Consider the following 14,658-nt stretch of genomic DNA (forward strand, 5'->3'; position numbering starts at 1 on the left):
ACCATCGACACAGCCCCGCGCCCCCTCGGGGCGCGGACCCCAGCCGCCGATGAGGGGGGACCCCGGAAACGGTGTCCCCCCTCGGTATGAGGACTCCTGATGTATCACCTCTTCTTCCGTCTGATCTTCCGCCGCATGGATCCCGAACAGGCCCACCACCTGGCCTTCCGCTGGATCCGTCTCGTCGCGCGCGTCCCCGTCCTGCGCACCTTCGTCGCCGCCGTGCTCGCCCCGCGCCACGAGGAGCTGCGCACCGAGGCGCTCGGGCTGCGGCTGCACAGCCCCTTCGGCCTCGCCGCCGGCTTCGACAAGAACGCGGTCGGTGTCGACGGCATGGCCATGCTCGGCTTCGACCACGTCGAGATCGGCACCGTGACCGGGGAACCGCAGCCCGGCAACCCCAGGAAGCGGCTGTTCCGCCTGGTCGCCGACCGGGCTCTGATCAACCGCATGGGCTTCAACAACGAGGGCTCGCTCGCCGTCGCGGCGCGACTGGCCTCCCGCAGGCCCGTCTTCCGGACGGTCGTCGGCGTCAACATCGGCAAGACCAAGGCCGTCCCCGAGGACGAGGCCGTCGCCGACTACGTGAAGTCCGCCGAGCGCCTCGCACCGTACGCCGACTACCTGGTCGTGAACGTCTCCTCCCCGAACACGCCCGGACTGCGCGACCTCCAGGCGGTGGACCATCTGCGCCCGCTGCTCACCGCCGTACGGGAGGCCGCAGACCGCAGCGTCCCGGCCCGCCGGGTGCCGCTGCTGGTGAAGATCGCTCCCGATCTCGCCGACGAGGACATCGACGCGGTCGCCGACCTCGCCGTGGAGCTCGGCCTGGACGGCATCATCGCCACCAACACCACCATCGCCCGCGAGGGACTCGGCCTGACCTCCTCGCCCGCCCTCGTCCAGGAGACCGGCGGTCTCTCCGGCGCCCCCCTCAAGGCACGCTCCCTGGACGTGCTGCGCCGCCTCTACGCGCGCGTCGGCGACCGGATCACGCTGGTCGGGGTGGGCGGCATCGAGAACGCCGAGGACGCCTGGCAGCGCATCCTGGCCGGCGCCACGCTGGTCCAGGGCTACAGCGCCCTTGTCTACGAGGGTCCCTTCTGGGGCCGCGCCATGCACAAGGGGCTCGCCGCGCGGCTGCGCACCAGCCCCTACACCACGCTCGCCGACGCGGTGGGCGCCGACGTGAGGACAACGGTATGACCGGCCTGGAACCCTTCGGTGCACGCCTGCGCCGCGCGATGGACGAGCGGGGCCCGCTGTGCGTGGGCATCGACCCGCACGCCTCCCTGCTCGCCGAGTGGGGCCTGAACGACGATGTGACGGGTCTGGAGTCGTTCAGCCGTACGGTCGTCGAGGCGCTGGCCGGCCGGGTCGCCGTGCTCAAGCCGCAGAGCGCCTTCTTCGAACGCTTCGGCTCGCGCGGCATCGCCGTTCTCGAGAAGACGGTGCAGGAGGCACGGGCGGCCGGCGCGCTGGTCGTCATGGACGCCAAGCGCGGGGACATCGGCTCCACCATGGCCGCCTACGCCGAGTCCTTCCTGCACAAGGACGCGCCCCTGTTCTCCGACGCGCTCACCGTCTCGCCGTACCTCGGATACGGCTCGCTGAGCCCGGCCGTCGCGCTGGCCCGCGAGACCGGCACCGGGCTGTTCGTCCTGGCGCTGACGTCCAATCCGGAGGGCGGCGAGGTACAGCACGCGGTCCGCGCCGACGGGCGCACCGTCGGCGCGACCGTGCTCGGGCACCTGGCCCTGGAGAACGCCGGCGAGGAGCCGCTCGGGTCCTTCGGCGCGGTGGTCGGCGCGACGCTCGGCGACCTGTCCTCGTACGACCTGCACACGGGAGGCCCGATCCTCGCCCCCGGCATCGGCGCGCAGGGTGCCACCGCGGCGGATCTCCCGGGGGTGTTCGGGAGCGCGGTGCGCAATGTCGTGCCCAACGTCAGCCGGGGAGTGTTGCGCCACGGTCCCGACGTGGTCGCTCTGCGTGACGCCGCGGAGCGGTTCGCGGAGGAGATCCGGGCCGCGCTGTCGGCAGTCTGAGAGCGGCCGACGAGGGAATCCGTGGTCGTCGCGCTGTGAAAACACCTTCAAATCCACAACCATTTGTCTTAAATGTCCGGCCTGGCGGAGGCTGACCAGGACTTTTCCGCAGTTCTCGCTGACTCAGGCGGACTTGGCCGCTAGTCTCCGACGGAGAGTGAACGGGCGACGGTGTCGCGCGTGACTCCCCAGGTGTGGGCCGACCAGGTTCCTCACCGGTCCGTATCCGACAGTTCGACATCCGAGGTGACGCAGGCGTGGCTCTTCCGCCCCTTACCCCTGAACAGCGCGCAGCCGCGCTCGAAAAGGCCGCCGCGGCTCGCCGGGAGCGGGCCGAGGTCAAGAATCGACTCAAGCACTCCGGCGCCTCCCTTCACGAGGTCATCAAGCAGGGCCAGGAGAACGACGTCATCGGCAAGATGAAGGTCTCCGCCCTGCTCGAGTCCCTGCCCGGCGTGGGCAAGGTCCGCGCCAAGCAGATCATGGAGCGTCTTGGCATCTCCGAGAGCCGCCGGGTTCGCGGTCTCGGTTCCAACCAGATCGCCTCCCTGGAGCGCGAGTTCGGCAGCACCGGCTCCTGAGTGCCCGGCAGCCCGGGACCGCCGTCCCGGGCACCCCGGGTTTGCTGGAATAATCGCCGCATGGCTGCAACACCCCGGGGGACGTCCCCCGTACCCCCGGACGTACGTCCGCGGCTGACCGTGCTCTCCGGCCCCTCCGGGGTCGGCAAGAGCACGGTCGTCGCTCATATGCGCAAGGAACACCCGGAGGTCTGGCTCTCCGTCTCGGCGACGACCCGGCAGCCCCGTCCCGGTGAGCAGCACGGAGTCCACTACTTCTTCGTCAGTGACGAGGAGATGGACAAGCTGATCGCCAACGGCGAGCTGCTGGAGTGGGCCGAGTTCGCCGGCAACCGCTACGGCACGCCCCGCGCGGCGGTGCTGGAGCACCTGGAGTCCGGGGTGCCGGTGCTGCTGGAGATCGACCTCCAGGGCGCGCGGCAGGTCCGCGAGTCCATGGCCGAGGCCCAGCTGGTGTTCCTGGCTCCCCCTTCCTGGGAGGAGCTCGTGCGCCGGCTCACGGGCCGGGGCACCGAGTCGGCCGAGGTCATCAGCCGTCGGCTGGCGGCGGCGAAGACGGAACTGGCCGCCGAGCCGGAGTTCGACACCACCCTGGTCAACACCTCCGTCCGGGACGTCGCCCGCGAGCTGCTAGCCTTGGTGAACGTCGTGTGATCGTGGGCAATCGTCCACCGGTCAGGTCGACTGAATCTTTCCCATCCATCGGAAGGTAGAGCGTGTCCTCTTCCATCTCCGCGCCCGAGGGCATCATCAACCCGCCGATCGACGAGCTCCTCGAGGCCACGGACTCGAAGTACAGCCTCGTGATCTACGCGGCCAAGCGGGCCCGCCAGATCAACGCGTACTACTCGCAGCTCGGCGAGGGCCTGCTCGAGTACGTCGGTCCCCTCGTCGACACCCATGTCCACGAGAAGCCGCTCTCGATCGCCCTGCGCGAGATCAACGCGGGACTGCTGACCTCCGAGGCCGTCGAAGGCCCCGGCCAGTAACCGGTCAACCGGTCAGTACGTCATATCAGCGGTTCGCAGCTGACCTTTCCACAGGCCCGGCAGCACGTCTGCCGGGCCTGTGGTGTCTCATGGGTGCTGGTCGCACATTTTCCGAGGTCCGGGGAGAAACGGTGGACAAGCCGAAGGTCGTTCTGGGGGTCAGCGGCGGCATCGCCGCGTACAAGGCCTGTGAGCTGCTCCGGCGGCTGACCGAGTCGGGGCACGAGGTGCGGGTCGTCCCCACCGCCTCCGCCCTGCACTTCGTTGGCGCCGCCACCTGGTCCGCCCTCTCCGGCCACCCGGTCTCCACCGAGGTCTGGGACGACGTCCACGAGGTGCCGCACGTCCGCATCGGCCAGCACGCCGACCTGGTGGTCGTCGCCCCTGCCACCGCCGACATGCTCGCCAAGGCGGCCCACGGCCTGGCCGACGACCTGCTCACCAACACCCTCCTCACCGCCCGCTGCCCGGTGGTCTTCGCGCCCGCCATGCACACCGAGATGTGGGAGCACCCGGCCACCCAGGACAATGTGGCGACCCTGCGCGCCCGGGGCGCCGTGGTCGTCGAACCGGCCGTGGGCCGCCTCACCGGCGTCGACACCGGCAAGGGCCGGCTGCCCGACCCGGGCGAGATCTTCGAGGTCTGTCGCCGGGTGCTCGCCCGCGGTGTCACCGAGCCCGACCTCAGGGGCCGGCATGTCGTCATCAGCGCCGGAGGCACCCGCGAGCCCCTCGACCCGGTCCGCTTCCTCGGCAACCGCTCCTCGGGCAAACAGGGCTACGCCCTCGCCCGCACCGCCGCCGCCCGGGGCGCCCGCGTCACACTGATCGCGGCCAACTCCGCGCTCCCCGACCCGGCGGGAGTCGACGTCGTGGCCGTCGGAACCGCCGTGGAGCTCCGTGAGGCCGTCCTGCGCGCCGCCGCCGACGCCGACGCGGTGGTCATGGCCGCGGCCGTCGCCGACTTCCGCCCGGCGGCCTACGCGACCGGGAAGATCAAGAAGAAGGACGGTCAGGAACCCGAGCCCATCACCCTGGTGCGGAATCCGGACATCCTTGCCGAGATCTCCGGCGACCGGGTGCGGTCCGGACAGGTGATCGTGGGCTTCGCCGCGGAGACCGACGACGTGCTCGCCAACGGCCGCGCCAAGCTGAAGCGCAAGGGCTGCGATCTGCTGGTGGTGAACGAGGTGGGGGAGCGCAAGACCTTCGGCCAGGACGAGAGCGAGGCCGTGGTGCTGGGCGCCGACGGCAGCGAGACCCCCGTCGCCCACGGCCCGAAGGAGATCTTGGCCGAAACCGTCTGGGACCTGGTGGTCAAACGCCTGGGATAAGTGAGCGATCCGCTCTCAGACCCTCTCAAACCGCATCCACCGGGGTGTGGCGCCTCTGGCGAACCTCGCCCGGCCCGGGGAGAATGCTCGTGCCGCAGGTCACAGCGCTCCCGGTGGGCGAGACAGGGGACCCGTGGCGGAGCCCGACCGATAAACTGTCCGACGGACGGCGTCAGGGTGCAGCCCCCGCCGTCCGCCAATGATCAGCCAGCAGCCGCTGCAACCCCAGGGAGCATTGTGTCCCGTCGTCTGTTCACCTCGGAGTCCGTGACCGAGGGCCACCCCGACAAGATCGCTGACCAGATCAGCGACACCATCCTCGACGCACTGCTGCGCGAGGACCCGGCCTCCCGGGTCGCCGTCGAGACCCTGATCACCACCGGCCTGGTGCACGTGGCCGGTGAGGTCACCACCAAGACGTACGCGGACATCGCGACGCTGGTGCGCAACAAGATCCTGGAGATCGGCTACGACTCCTCGAAGAAGGGCTTCGACGGCGCCTCCTGCGGCGTCTCGGTGTCCATCGGCGCGCAGTCCCCGGACATCGCGCAGGGTGTCGACGCCGCCTACGAGGCCCGCGTCGAGGGCGACGACGACGAACTGGACCGGCAGGGCGCCGGCGACCAGGGCCTGATGTTCGGCTACGCGACGGACGAGACGCCGACGCTGATGCCGCTGCCGGTCTTCCTCGCCCACCGTCTGTCCAAGCGCCTGTCCGACGTGCGCAAGAACGGGACCATCCCCTACCTGCGCCCCGACGGCAAGACCCAGGTGACCATCGAGTACGACGGCGACAAGGCGGTCCGCCTGGACACCGTGGTCGTCTCCTCCCAGCACGCCTCCGACATCGACCTGGAGTCGCTGCTCGCCCCCGACATCCGCGAGTTCGTCGTGGAGCCGGAGCTGAAGGCGCTCGTCGACGAGGGCATCAAGCTCGACACCGAGAAGTACCGGTTGCTGGTGAACCCCACCGGCCGGTTCGAGATCGGTGGCCCGATGGGTGACGCGGGCCTGACCGGCCGCAAGATCATCATCGACACGTACGGCGGCATGGCCCGCCACGGCGGCGGCGCCTTCTCCGGCAAGGACCCCTCCAAGGTGGACCGCTCGGCCGCGTACGCGATGCGCTGGGTGGCCAAGAACGTGGTGGCGGCCGGTCTGGCCACGCGCTGCGAGGTGCAGGTGGCGTACGCGATCGGCAAGGCCGAGCCGGTCGGCCTGTTCGTGGAGACCTTCGGCACCGCCACGCTCGACACGGAGAAGATCGAGAAGGCCATCGACGAGGTCTTCGACCTCCGCCCGGCCGCCATCATCCGCGACCTGGACCTGCTGCGCCCGATCTACGCCCAGACCGCCGCCTACGGTCACTTCGGACGTGAGCTGCCCGACTTCACCTGGGAGCGCACCGACCGCGTGGACGCCCTGCGCAAGGCGGCGGGACTGTAGGTCACACCGCCCCGCACGCCGAGGCCCGGCGGCCCCTTCCGAAGGGCCGCCGGGCCTCGGCGTGCGGCGAGCGCCGTCACAGCCGTGCACGCCGGCGCCCGGGAAGGCCGCGCTCGCGGCGCGGCGGCGTCCCGGCCCGGTACGAAGGGCCGGTCCGGTCCCGGGGCCGACGCCGTTGTCAGTGGCGTTTGGTAAGAATGCAGGCGTGAGCAGCGAGAACGGACAGCAGGACGGCGGCGCGGAGGGCGCGCCGCCCGAGCAGCTCGCGCTCATCCGGGAGAGCGTGCGCAAGGCCAAGGCCCCCCGGGCCAAGCCGCGCACCTGGCGGGGCGCCGCGCTCGCCAGGGAGCTGCCCGTCGCCCGGGTCCTCGTCGACAAGGGTGTGCTCCATCTCGACCGCTACTTCGACTACGCCGTGCCCGAGGAGCTGGACGCGGACGCGCAGCCGGGTGTGCGGGTGCGGGTGCGGTTCGGCGCCGGGCGGCACCGGGTGCGCGAGGGGCGGCGCGAGGGCGGCGGGCTGATCGACGGGTTCCTCGTCGAGCGGCTCGCCGAGTCCGACTACTCGGGACCTCTGGCGGCGCTGGCCCAGGTCGTCTCGCCGGAGCAGGTGCTCGACGAGGAGCTGCTGGGGCTCGCCCGCGCGGTGGCGGACCGGTACGCGGGCAGCCTCGCCGACGTTCTCCAGCTCGCGGTGCCGCCTCGTAACGCCCGCGCCGAGAAGCGTCCCTCGCCCCCTCCGCTGCCCCCGCCTCCGGCACCCCTGCTCGGCTCCTGGGAGCGGTACGAGCAGGGGCCCGCGTTCCTGGAGGCACTGGCCGCGAAGGGCGCCCCACGAGCCGTGTGGAGCGCCCTGCCCGGCCCGCAGTGGAGTGAGGAACTGGCCCGGGCCGTCGTGGCGACCCTGGCCTCCGGGCGCGGCGCGCTGGCCGTCCTGCCGGACGGACGGGCCGTGGCCCGTGCCGACGCGGCGCTCACCGCGCTGCTGGGAGAGGGACGGCACGCGGTCCTCACCGCCGACGCCGGGCCGGAGAAGCGGTACGCGCAGTGGCTCGCGGTGCGGCGGGGATCCGTACGAGCCGTCATCGGGACACGCGCGGCGATGTTCGCGCCGGTGCGGGACCTCGGGCTCGTCGCCGTCTGGGACGACGGGGACGACAGCCACAGCGAGCAGCACGCCCCCCAGCCGCATGCCCGTGAGGTGCTGCTGCTGCGGGCGGCGCAGGACAAGTGCGGTTTCCTGCTGGGCGGCTGGAGCTGCACCGTGGAGGCCGCCCAGCTCGTGGACACCGGCTGGGCCAGACCGCTGATCGCCACGAGGGAGCGGGTCCGGGCGGCCGCGCCCCTGGTGCGGACCGTGGGCGACCAGGATCTCGCGCGGGACGAGGCCGCCCGCGCGGCGCGGCTGCCGTCGCTCGCCTGGCAGGCCGTCCGGGAGGGGCTGCGGAACGGCCCGGTGCTCGTCCAGGTGCCCCGCCGCGGGTATGTGCCGCGGATGGCGTGCGCGAACTGCCGGGCTCCGGCCCGCTGCCGGCACTGCTCGGGGCCGCTGGAGGCGCGGGGGTCCGACGATCTGGCGTGCGGATGGTGCGGCCGCGGCGAGAGCGGCTGGCACTGTCCGGAGTGCGGTGGGTTCCGGTTGCGCGCGCAGGTGGTGGGGGCGCGGCGGACGGCGGAGGAGCTGGGCCGGGCCTTTCCCGCGGTTCCGGTGCGGACCTCGGGCCGGGAGCACGTACTGGACACGGTGCCGGGGGCACCCGCGCTGGTGGTGAGCACGCCCGGTGCGGAACCGGTGGCCGAGGGCGGCTACGCGGCGGCGCTGTTGCTGGACGGGTGGGCCATGGTGGGCCGGCCCGACCTGCGTGCGGGGGAGGACGCACTGCGCCGCTGGATCGGCGCGGCGGCACTGGTCCGTCCGCAGTCGGCGGGCGGCACGGTGGTGGTGGTCGCCGAGCCGACGCTGCGGCCCGTGCAGGCGCTGGTGCGGTGGGACCCGGTGGGGCACGCGGTGCGGGAACTGGCCGAGCGGGGGGAACTGGGTTTCCCGCCGGTGTCGCGGATGGCGGCGGTCTCGGGGCCGGGCGAGACGGTGACCGAGTTCCTCCGTACGGTGCGGCTGCCGGCCGAGGCGGAGATCCTGGGCCCGGTGCCCCTGCCGGTCACCGCGGCGGGCCGCCCACGGCGCCCGGGCACACCCCCGCCGGGGGAACAGTGGGACCGCGCACTGGTCAGGGTGCCGCCCGGCCGTGGTGCCGCGCTCGCCGCGGCGTTGAAGGCGGCCCAGGCGGCGCGCATGGCGAAGGGCGGAGGCGTTCCGGTGTGGGTACGCGTCGACCCGCTCGACATCGGCTGAGGGGGCCGCGTCGGTATGTGCTGGTGTGGCAGGTCCCGGGCTGGGTCCCGCGGGGCGCTGGGGCGGCGCGACGGTGCGCGGGTGGGGGTGCCGCCCGGCCGTGGTGCCGCGTCGCCCGTCGCCGCGGCGTTGCAGGTGGCTCAGGCGGCGCGCATGGCGAAGGGCGGGGGCGTTCCGGTGTGGGTACGCGTCGACCCGCTCGACATCGGCTGACAGGGCCGCGTCGGTACGTGCTGGTGTGGCGGGTCCCGGGCTGGGTCCCGCGGGGCGCTGGGGCGGCGGGACCGCGCACTGGTCAGGGTGCCGCCCGGCCGTGGTGCCGCGCTCGCCGCGGCGCTGCAGGTGGCTCAGGCGGCGTGCATGGTGAGGGGCGGGGGTGCTCCGGTGGCGGATCGGGGCGGACCTGCCGCCCGGCCGTGGTGCTGCGCTCGCCGCGGCGTTGAAGGCGGCCCAGGCGGCGTGCATGGCGAAGGGCGGGGGTGCTCCGGTGGCGGATCGGGGCGGACCTGCCGCGCCTCCCGGGGTGGTGCGTCCGGGAGGGCGGGGGAGGGGCGGCTCAGCCGTTGCGCGGTGCGGGGAAGACCGCTGGGCGGGGCTCCTCACGCAGGGACGGGCTGCCGGCGGTGGGCTGGGTCGGCATGGAGCGGGCGGCGGGGACCGTCGGCGCCGTGGAGACACCGGCGCCCACATTGACCGTGCGGGTGCCCGACGTGTCAGGGGTGCGCTCGGCCTCGGTCTCGGCGCCGACCGTGGCGGTGGCGGCGGCGGCAGGCGTCCGGTCGGCCGCACGGCGGGCGCCGTAGCGACGGTGCACCGCCTGCTTGGTGACTCCGAGCGCGGAGCCCACCGCGTCCCACGAGAAGCCGAGCGAGCGATCGAAGTCCACGGCCGCCGTGACCAGGGTCTCGACACTGTCCCGCAATTCCTGGGCGAGACGGACCGTCGGAGCGGGGGCGCGTCCGTAGACGACGAACCCCGTGGAGGGACCGGAGCGGCGCGGGCGGTAGACGTTGCCCAGCTGGGCGGTGAGCGTGCGCAGTGCGTCCACCTGCCGCCGGACCCGCTCGATGTCCCGCACCAGCAAGTGCAGGCTGGCCCGAGCCTGGGCGTCGTGGGTTGCGTGGTCGGCCATGAACAAGCCTCTCGAACCGGCGTTGAAAGGAATGAGCCCGTTGCCGGGCCCGTTGGTCAACTCTTCCTTGACCAACGCGTCGGCGCTCCGCTGGTCACGGGGAGGGGGCGTGGCGGCATATGCGTACGCCCCCTGTGAGGGCGTGCCCGTCCCGAGTGCTCCCCGGAGGCCGTCCGCGGCCGTCCGTCCGCGGTTGTCCCCGGCCGAGGGCTCCGGCGCCAGGTCCTAGACTGGTGCGCTGCCCCAGCCAACCCCGCCCGAGAGGCCCCCAGCACCCCATGAAGCTCGTCTTCGCCGGTACCCCCGAGGTCGCCGTTCCCGCACTGGACGCTCTTCTCGCCTCCGGTCGGCACGAGGTGGCCGCCGTCGTCACACGGCCCGACGCGCCCGCCGGGCGGGGTCGCAGACTGATCGCCTCTCCCGTCGCCGAGCGTGCGGCGGAGGCCGGGATCGAGGTGCTGAAGCCCGCCAGGCCCCGGGACCCCGAGTTCCTCGAGCGGCTCAAGGAGATCGCCCCCGACTGCTGCCCCGTCGTCGCCTACGGAGCCCTCCTCCCCAGGGCCGCCCTCGACATTCCCGCCCGGGGCTGGGTCAACCTGCACTTCTCGCTGCTCCCCGCCTGGCGCGGCGCCGCGCCCGTGCAGCACGCCATCATGGCGGGCGACGAGATCACCGGCGCCACCACCTTCCTCATCGAGGAGGGCCTCGACTCCGGGCCGGTCTACGGCACCGTCACCGAGGAGATCCGCCCCACCGACACCAGTGGCGATCTGCTCACCCGGCTCGCCTTCGCCGGCGCCGGCCTGCTCGCCGCAACCATGGACGGCATCGAGGACGGCACCGTGAAGGCCGTACCGCAGCCCGCCGACGGCATCAGCCACGCCCCCAAGGTCACCGTCGAGGACGCCCACGTCGACTGGAACACCCCGGCGCTGCGCGTGGACCGCGTGGTGCGCGGCTGCACCCCGGCCCCCGGCGCCTGGACCACCTTCCGGGGCGAGCGCCTGAAGATCGTCCAGGCCCGCCCCGTACCGGAGACGACGGGTCTGGCACCCGGGCAGCTGTCCGCCGGCAAGAACAACGTGTACGTGGGCACCGCCTCGTACGCCGTGGAGCTGCTGTGGGTGCAGCCCCAGGGCAAGAAGCCGATGCGGGCGGCGGACTGGGCGCGCGGGGTGCGGATCACCGCCGGGGAGAGCGTCGGCGCCTGACGTCCCCGGGACCCGCACGACGTAGGCTGGAGCGCGCACTTCATCCCACATCCGGAGCACCTTTTTCGTGAGCGACCAGCCCCGTCGGCCCCGCAGGCCCGCCAAGCCCTACCGCCGGCCCCAGAAGGACCCCGTCCGCGTTCTCGCCTTCGAGGCCCTGCGGGCCGTGGACGAGCGGGACGCGTACGCCAACCTCGTCCTGCCCCCACTGCTGCGCAAGGCGCGCGAGGAGGGCGACTTCGACGCCCGCGACGCCGCCCTCGCCACCGAGCTGGTCTACGGCACGCTGCGCCGCCAGGGCACGTACGACGCGGTCATCGCGGCGTGCGTCGACCGGCCGCTGCGCGAGGTGGACCCGCCGGTGCTCGACGTGCTGAGCCTCGGCGCGCACCAGCTGCTCGGGACGCGGATCCCCACGCACGCCGCGGTGTCGGCGTCCGTCGAACTGGCGCGGGTGGTGCTCGGCGACGGCCGGGCCAAGTTCGTCAACGCCGTCCTGCGCAAGATCGCGCAGGACGACCTCGACGGCTGGCTGGAACGGGTCGCCCCGCCCTACGACGAGGATCCCGAGGACCACCTCGCCGTCGTGCACTCCCACCCCCGCTGGGTGGTCTCCGCGCTGTGGGACTCCCTCGGGGGCCCACGCGCCGGGATCGAGGACCTGCTGCGGGCCGACAACGAGCGGCCCGAGGTGACCCTGGTCGCCCGCCCCGGGAGGGCGACGGTCACCGAGCTGCTCGACGAGGAGGCCGCCGTCCCCGGCCGCTGGTCCCCGCACGCGGTGCGGCTGGCCGAGGGAGGGGAGCCGGGCGCGATCACGGCCGTCGCCGAGGGCCGGGCCGGGGTCCAGGACGAGGGCAGTCAGCTCGTGGCGCTCGCCCTCGCGGCCGCGCCCGTCGAGGGCCGTGACCGGTGGTGGCTGGACGCGTGTGCCGGTCCCGGCGGCAAGGCCGCGCTGCTCGGCGCACTCGCCGCCGAGCGCGGTGCCGTGCTGCTCGCCTCGGAGAAGCAGCCGCACCGGGCCGGACTGGTGGCCAAGGCGCTCGCCGGGAACCCGGGCCCGTACCAGGTGCTCGCCGCCGACGGGACGCGCCCGCCGTGGCGGCCCGGCAGCTTCGACCGGGTACTGGTCGACGTGCCGTGCACCGGGCTGGGCGCCCTGCGCCGCCGCCCCGAGGCCCGCTGGCGGCGCCGCCCGGAGGATCTGGACGGCTTCGCGCCGCTCCAGCGGGGGCTGCTGCGCACCGCCCTGGAGTCCGTACGCGTGGGCGGGGTCGTCGGCTACGCCACCTGCTCGCCACACCTGGCCGAGACCCGGGCCGTGGTCGCCGACCTCCTCAAGCAGTTCCCGGAGGCCGAACTGCTCGACGCCCGTCCGTTCCTGCCCGGCGTCCCCGACCTCGGTGAGGGCCCCGACGTACAGCTGTGGCCGCATCTGCACGGAACCGACGCGATGTACCTGGCCCTGATCCGCCGCACCGGCTGACCCTCCGGGCACGAGTGAACGGGCGCACGAGGACGCCCACCCGCGCCCGCCGTACGGATACGGGCCCCACGCGCGGGACTGCGCCGACGTGTGGCGGCGATGTGCGGGCGCGAGCCACCCCCAGGGGCGCGGGGAACTGCGCGATCATGCGTGGGGCGGCGACGCCCTGAAGACCGCACCGCCCGTGGGTGCGGCGGCCCCAGGTCCGCGCACCGACACCGCCGCACACCCCCGTCGGCGGGCATGGCAGTCTTGGTCCATGGCCCCGCAGATCAACCCCAGCATCCTGTCCGCCGACTTCGCCCGCCTCTCGGACGAGGCGAAGGCGGTCGGGGGAGCCGACTGGCTCCATGTCGACGTCATGGACAACCATTTCGTCCCGAACCTCACGCTCGGTGTGCCGGTCGTGGAGTCGCTGGCCCGGGGGACGGACACACCGCTGGACTGCCATCTGATGATCGAGGCCCCCGATCGCTGGGCGCCGCAGTACGTGGAAGCGGGGGCCGGTTCCGTCACCTTCCACGTCGAGGCCGCCGCCGCGCCCGTGCGGCTCGCGCGCGAGATCCGGGCCAAGGGCGCCCGCGCGTCCATGGCGCTCAAGCCCGCGACGCCCATCGAGCCGTACGAGGACCTGCTCCCCGAGCTCGACATGCTGCTGATCATGACGGTTGAGCCCGGCTTCGGTGGGCAGGCGTTCCTCGACATCATGCTTCCGAAAATCCGCCGCACCCGTGACCTGATCAGCAGGCACGGTCTGGAACTCTGGCTCCAGGTCGACGGCGGAGTCTCGCCCTCCACCATCGAGCGGTGCGCGGAGGCCGGCGCCGATGTCTTCGTCGCGGGTTCCGCCGTGTACGGGGCATCGGACCCGGCCGAAGCGGTACGTGCATTGCGCAAGCAGGCGGAGGCCGCGACGGCGAAGGCAGCGTGGGCATGCGACCACTGAGCGTCAGGAACATGAACGGCGCCCAGCAGGGCTGATCGACCGCGCCGGATCTGCAAGGATGAACGGCGAATCCAGAGTGTGAACAGCAGTGAGGAGATCGCCGTGTCGGGTATGTCGGCGGGCCGGTCAGCCATGCGGATGGGACCCGCTGAGCTGGTGCAGGCGGCGGCCATGGCCCGCCGCTTCTACCTCGAGGGGAAATCCAAGATCCAGATCGCCGAGGAGTTCGGCGTCAGCCGCTTCAAGGTGGCCCGGGTCCTGGAGACCGCCCTCGAACGGGATCTCGTACGGATCGAGATCCGTGTGCCGGCCGAGCTGGACGCCGAGCGCTCCGACGCGCTCCGTGCCCGCTACGGCCTCAGGCATGCCGTCGTGGTGGAGTCCCCGGCCGAGGCTGAGGAGACACCCGACCCCGAGAACCTGGGAGAGGTGGCCGCCGACCTGCTCGGCGAGCTGGTCAACGAAGGGGATGTGCTGGGTCTGGCCTGGGGCCGGTCCACCATCCACATGGCGGCGGCCCTGGACCGGCTGCCTCCGTGCACGGTCGTGCAGCTCACGGGCGTGTACGACGCCGGGACCGCCGAGCGCGGCTCGGTGGAGGCCGTGCGGCGCGCCGCGCAGGTGTCGGGCGGCGACGCCCACCCCATCTACGCGCCGATGCTGCTGCCGGACGCGGCCACCGCGCAGGCGCTGCGCCACCAGACCGGGATCGCGCGGGCCTTCGAGTACTTCGACAAGGTCACCGTCGCCTGTGTGTCCATCGGCTCCTGGGAGCCGGGCATCTCCACGGTGCACGACATGCTCAGCGACGAGGAGCGGGCGCACTACGCCTCCCTCGGGGTCGCCGCGGAGATGTCCGCGCACCTCTTCGACGCCGAGGGCCGCCGGGTCGGCCGGGACCTCGGGGAGCGCTGCATCACGGTCAAGACGGACCAGTTGCGCCGTGTCCCGGAGGTCGTCGCGATCGCGGGCGGGCAGCGCAAGGGCCCCGCGATCGACGCCGTACTGCGCTCCGGACTGGTCACCAGCCTGGTGACGGACACGTCGGCCGCGGACTATCTGATGACGGCGGGACCGACCCCGCGCTCCGCGCTCAATCGCGCGGACCCGGACGGCCCCTGACAGCGGGTGA

At 73.0% G+C, this 14,658-nt stretch carries 13 protein-coding genes; 12 read left to right on the forward strand and 1 reads right to left on the reverse strand.

Annotated elements, in window-relative coordinates; genetic code table 11:
• Positions 1-99: 99 nt before the first annotated feature.
• From ACIF9R_RS01700 to ACIF9R_RS01735, 8 genes are all read left to right on the forward strand, one after another.
• Positions 100-1,206: a quinone-dependent dihydroorotate dehydrogenase gene (locus tag ACIF9R_RS01700; protein ID WP_399972802.1), complete on the forward strand. Its 1,107-nt coding sequence runs from the start codon at positions 100-102 to the stop codon at positions 1,204-1,206.
• Entirely contained in the window at positions 1,203-2,048 is an 846-nt protein-coding gene (gene pyrF, locus ACIF9R_RS01705; protein ID WP_399972805.1) for an orotidine-5'-phosphate decarboxylase, read from the forward strand. Before ACIF9R_RS01700 ends, pyrF begins: the two co-directional genes overlap by 4 nt.
• A gap of 257 nt (positions 2,049-2,305) precedes the next feature.
• On the forward strand, positions 2,306-2,629 hold the full coding sequence (locus ACIF9R_RS01710; protein ID WP_003977346.1) for an integration host factor: 324 nt from the start codon (positions 2,306-2,308) through the stop codon (positions 2,627-2,629).
• Positions 2,630-2,689: 60 nt separating this feature from the next.
• A complete protein-coding gene (gmk, locus tag ACIF9R_RS01715) occupies positions 2,690-3,283 on the forward strand; it encodes a guanylate kinase (RefSeq protein ID WP_399972807.1) in 594 nt (197 codons plus the stop codon).
• A gap of 62 nt (positions 3,284-3,345) precedes the next feature.
• Entirely contained in the window at positions 3,346-3,618 is a 273-nt protein-coding gene (rpoZ, locus tag ACIF9R_RS01720) for a DNA-directed RNA polymerase subunit omega (protein ID WP_004933985.1), read from the forward strand.
• A gap of 131 nt (positions 3,619-3,749) precedes the next feature.
• Positions 3,750-4,952 (forward strand): bifunctional phosphopantothenoylcysteine decarboxylase/phosphopantothenate--cysteine ligase CoaBC, encoded by a 1,203-nt coding sequence (gene coaBC, locus ACIF9R_RS01725; protein ID WP_399972810.1) that lies wholly within the window; start codon positions 3,750-3,752, stop codon positions 4,950-4,952.
• 237 nt (positions 4,953-5,189) lie between these two features.
• Complete coding sequence (gene metK, locus ACIF9R_RS01730; RefSeq protein WP_399972813.1) at positions 5,190-6,398, forward strand: methionine adenosyltransferase; 1,209 nt, start codon at positions 5,190-5,192, stop codon at positions 6,396-6,398.
• Positions 6,399-6,603: 205 nt separating this feature from the next.
• Positions 6,604-8,751, forward strand: coding sequence for a primosomal protein N' (locus ACIF9R_RS01735; RefSeq protein WP_399972816.1), 2,148 nt, complete (start codon positions 6,604-6,606; stop codon positions 8,749-8,751).
• 556 nt (positions 8,752-9,307) lie between these two features.
• Here the strand turns inward: ACIF9R_RS01735 and ACIF9R_RS01740 are convergent.
• A complete protein-coding gene (locus ACIF9R_RS01740; protein WP_399972818.1) occupies positions 9,308-9,883 on the reverse strand; it encodes a hypothetical protein in 576 nt (191 codons plus the stop codon).
• A gap of 278 nt (positions 9,884-10,161) precedes the next feature.
• Here ACIF9R_RS01740 and fmt point away from each other — a divergent pair, with 278 nt between their 5' ends.
• From fmt to ACIF9R_RS01760, 4 genes are all read left to right on the forward strand, one after another.
• A complete protein-coding gene (gene fmt, locus ACIF9R_RS01745; RefSeq protein ID WP_399972821.1) occupies positions 10,162-11,094 on the forward strand; it encodes a methionyl-tRNA formyltransferase in 933 nt (310 codons plus the stop codon).
• Positions 11,095-11,161: 67 nt separating this feature from the next.
• The gene (locus tag ACIF9R_RS01750) at positions 11,162-12,580 is read left to right on the forward strand and encodes an RsmB/NOP family class I SAM-dependent RNA methyltransferase (protein WP_399972824.1); all 1,419 of its coding nucleotides are present in this window, start codon (positions 11,162-11,164) and stop codon (positions 12,578-12,580) included.
• Positions 12,581-12,839: 259 nt separating this feature from the next.
• A complete protein-coding gene (gene rpe, locus ACIF9R_RS01755) occupies positions 12,840-13,526 on the forward strand; it encodes a ribulose-phosphate 3-epimerase (protein WP_399972827.1) in 687 nt (228 codons plus the stop codon).
• Positions 13,527-13,604: 78 nt separating this feature from the next.
• Positions 13,605-14,648, forward strand: coding sequence for a sugar-binding transcriptional regulator (locus ACIF9R_RS01760; protein WP_399972830.1), 1,044 nt, complete (start codon positions 13,605-13,607; stop codon positions 14,646-14,648).
• Positions 14,649-14,658 lie beyond the last annotated feature (10 nt).

This window comes from Streptomyces sp. NPDC086080, from assembly GCF_044540255.1.
Classification (GTDB): domain Bacteria; phylum Actinomycetota; class Actinomycetes; order Streptomycetales; family Streptomycetaceae; genus Streptomyces.

Coding starts and splice junctions, on each gene's coding strand:
- ACIF9R_RS01700 (WP_399972802.1), top strand. CDS start 100: ATGTATCACCTCTTCTTCCGTCTGATCTTCCGCCGCATGGATCCCGAA.
- pyrF (WP_399972805.1), top strand. CDS start 1,203: ATGACCGGCCTGGAACCCTTCGGTGCACGCCTGCGCCGCGCGATGGAC.
- gmk (WP_399972807.1), top strand. CDS start 2,690: ATGGCTGCAACACCCCGGGGGACGTCCCCCGTACCCCCGGACGTACGT.
- ACIF9R_RS01740 (WP_399972818.1), bottom strand. CDS start 9,883: ATGGCCGACCACGCAACCCACGACGCCCAGGCTCGGGCCAGCCTGCAC.
- fmt (WP_399972821.1), top strand. CDS start 10,162: ATGAAGCTCGTCTTCGCCGGTACCCCCGAGGTCGCCGTTCCCGCACTG.
- rpe (WP_399972827.1), top strand. CDS start 12,840: ATGGCCCCGCAGATCAACCCCAGCATCCTGTCCGCCGACTTCGCCCGC.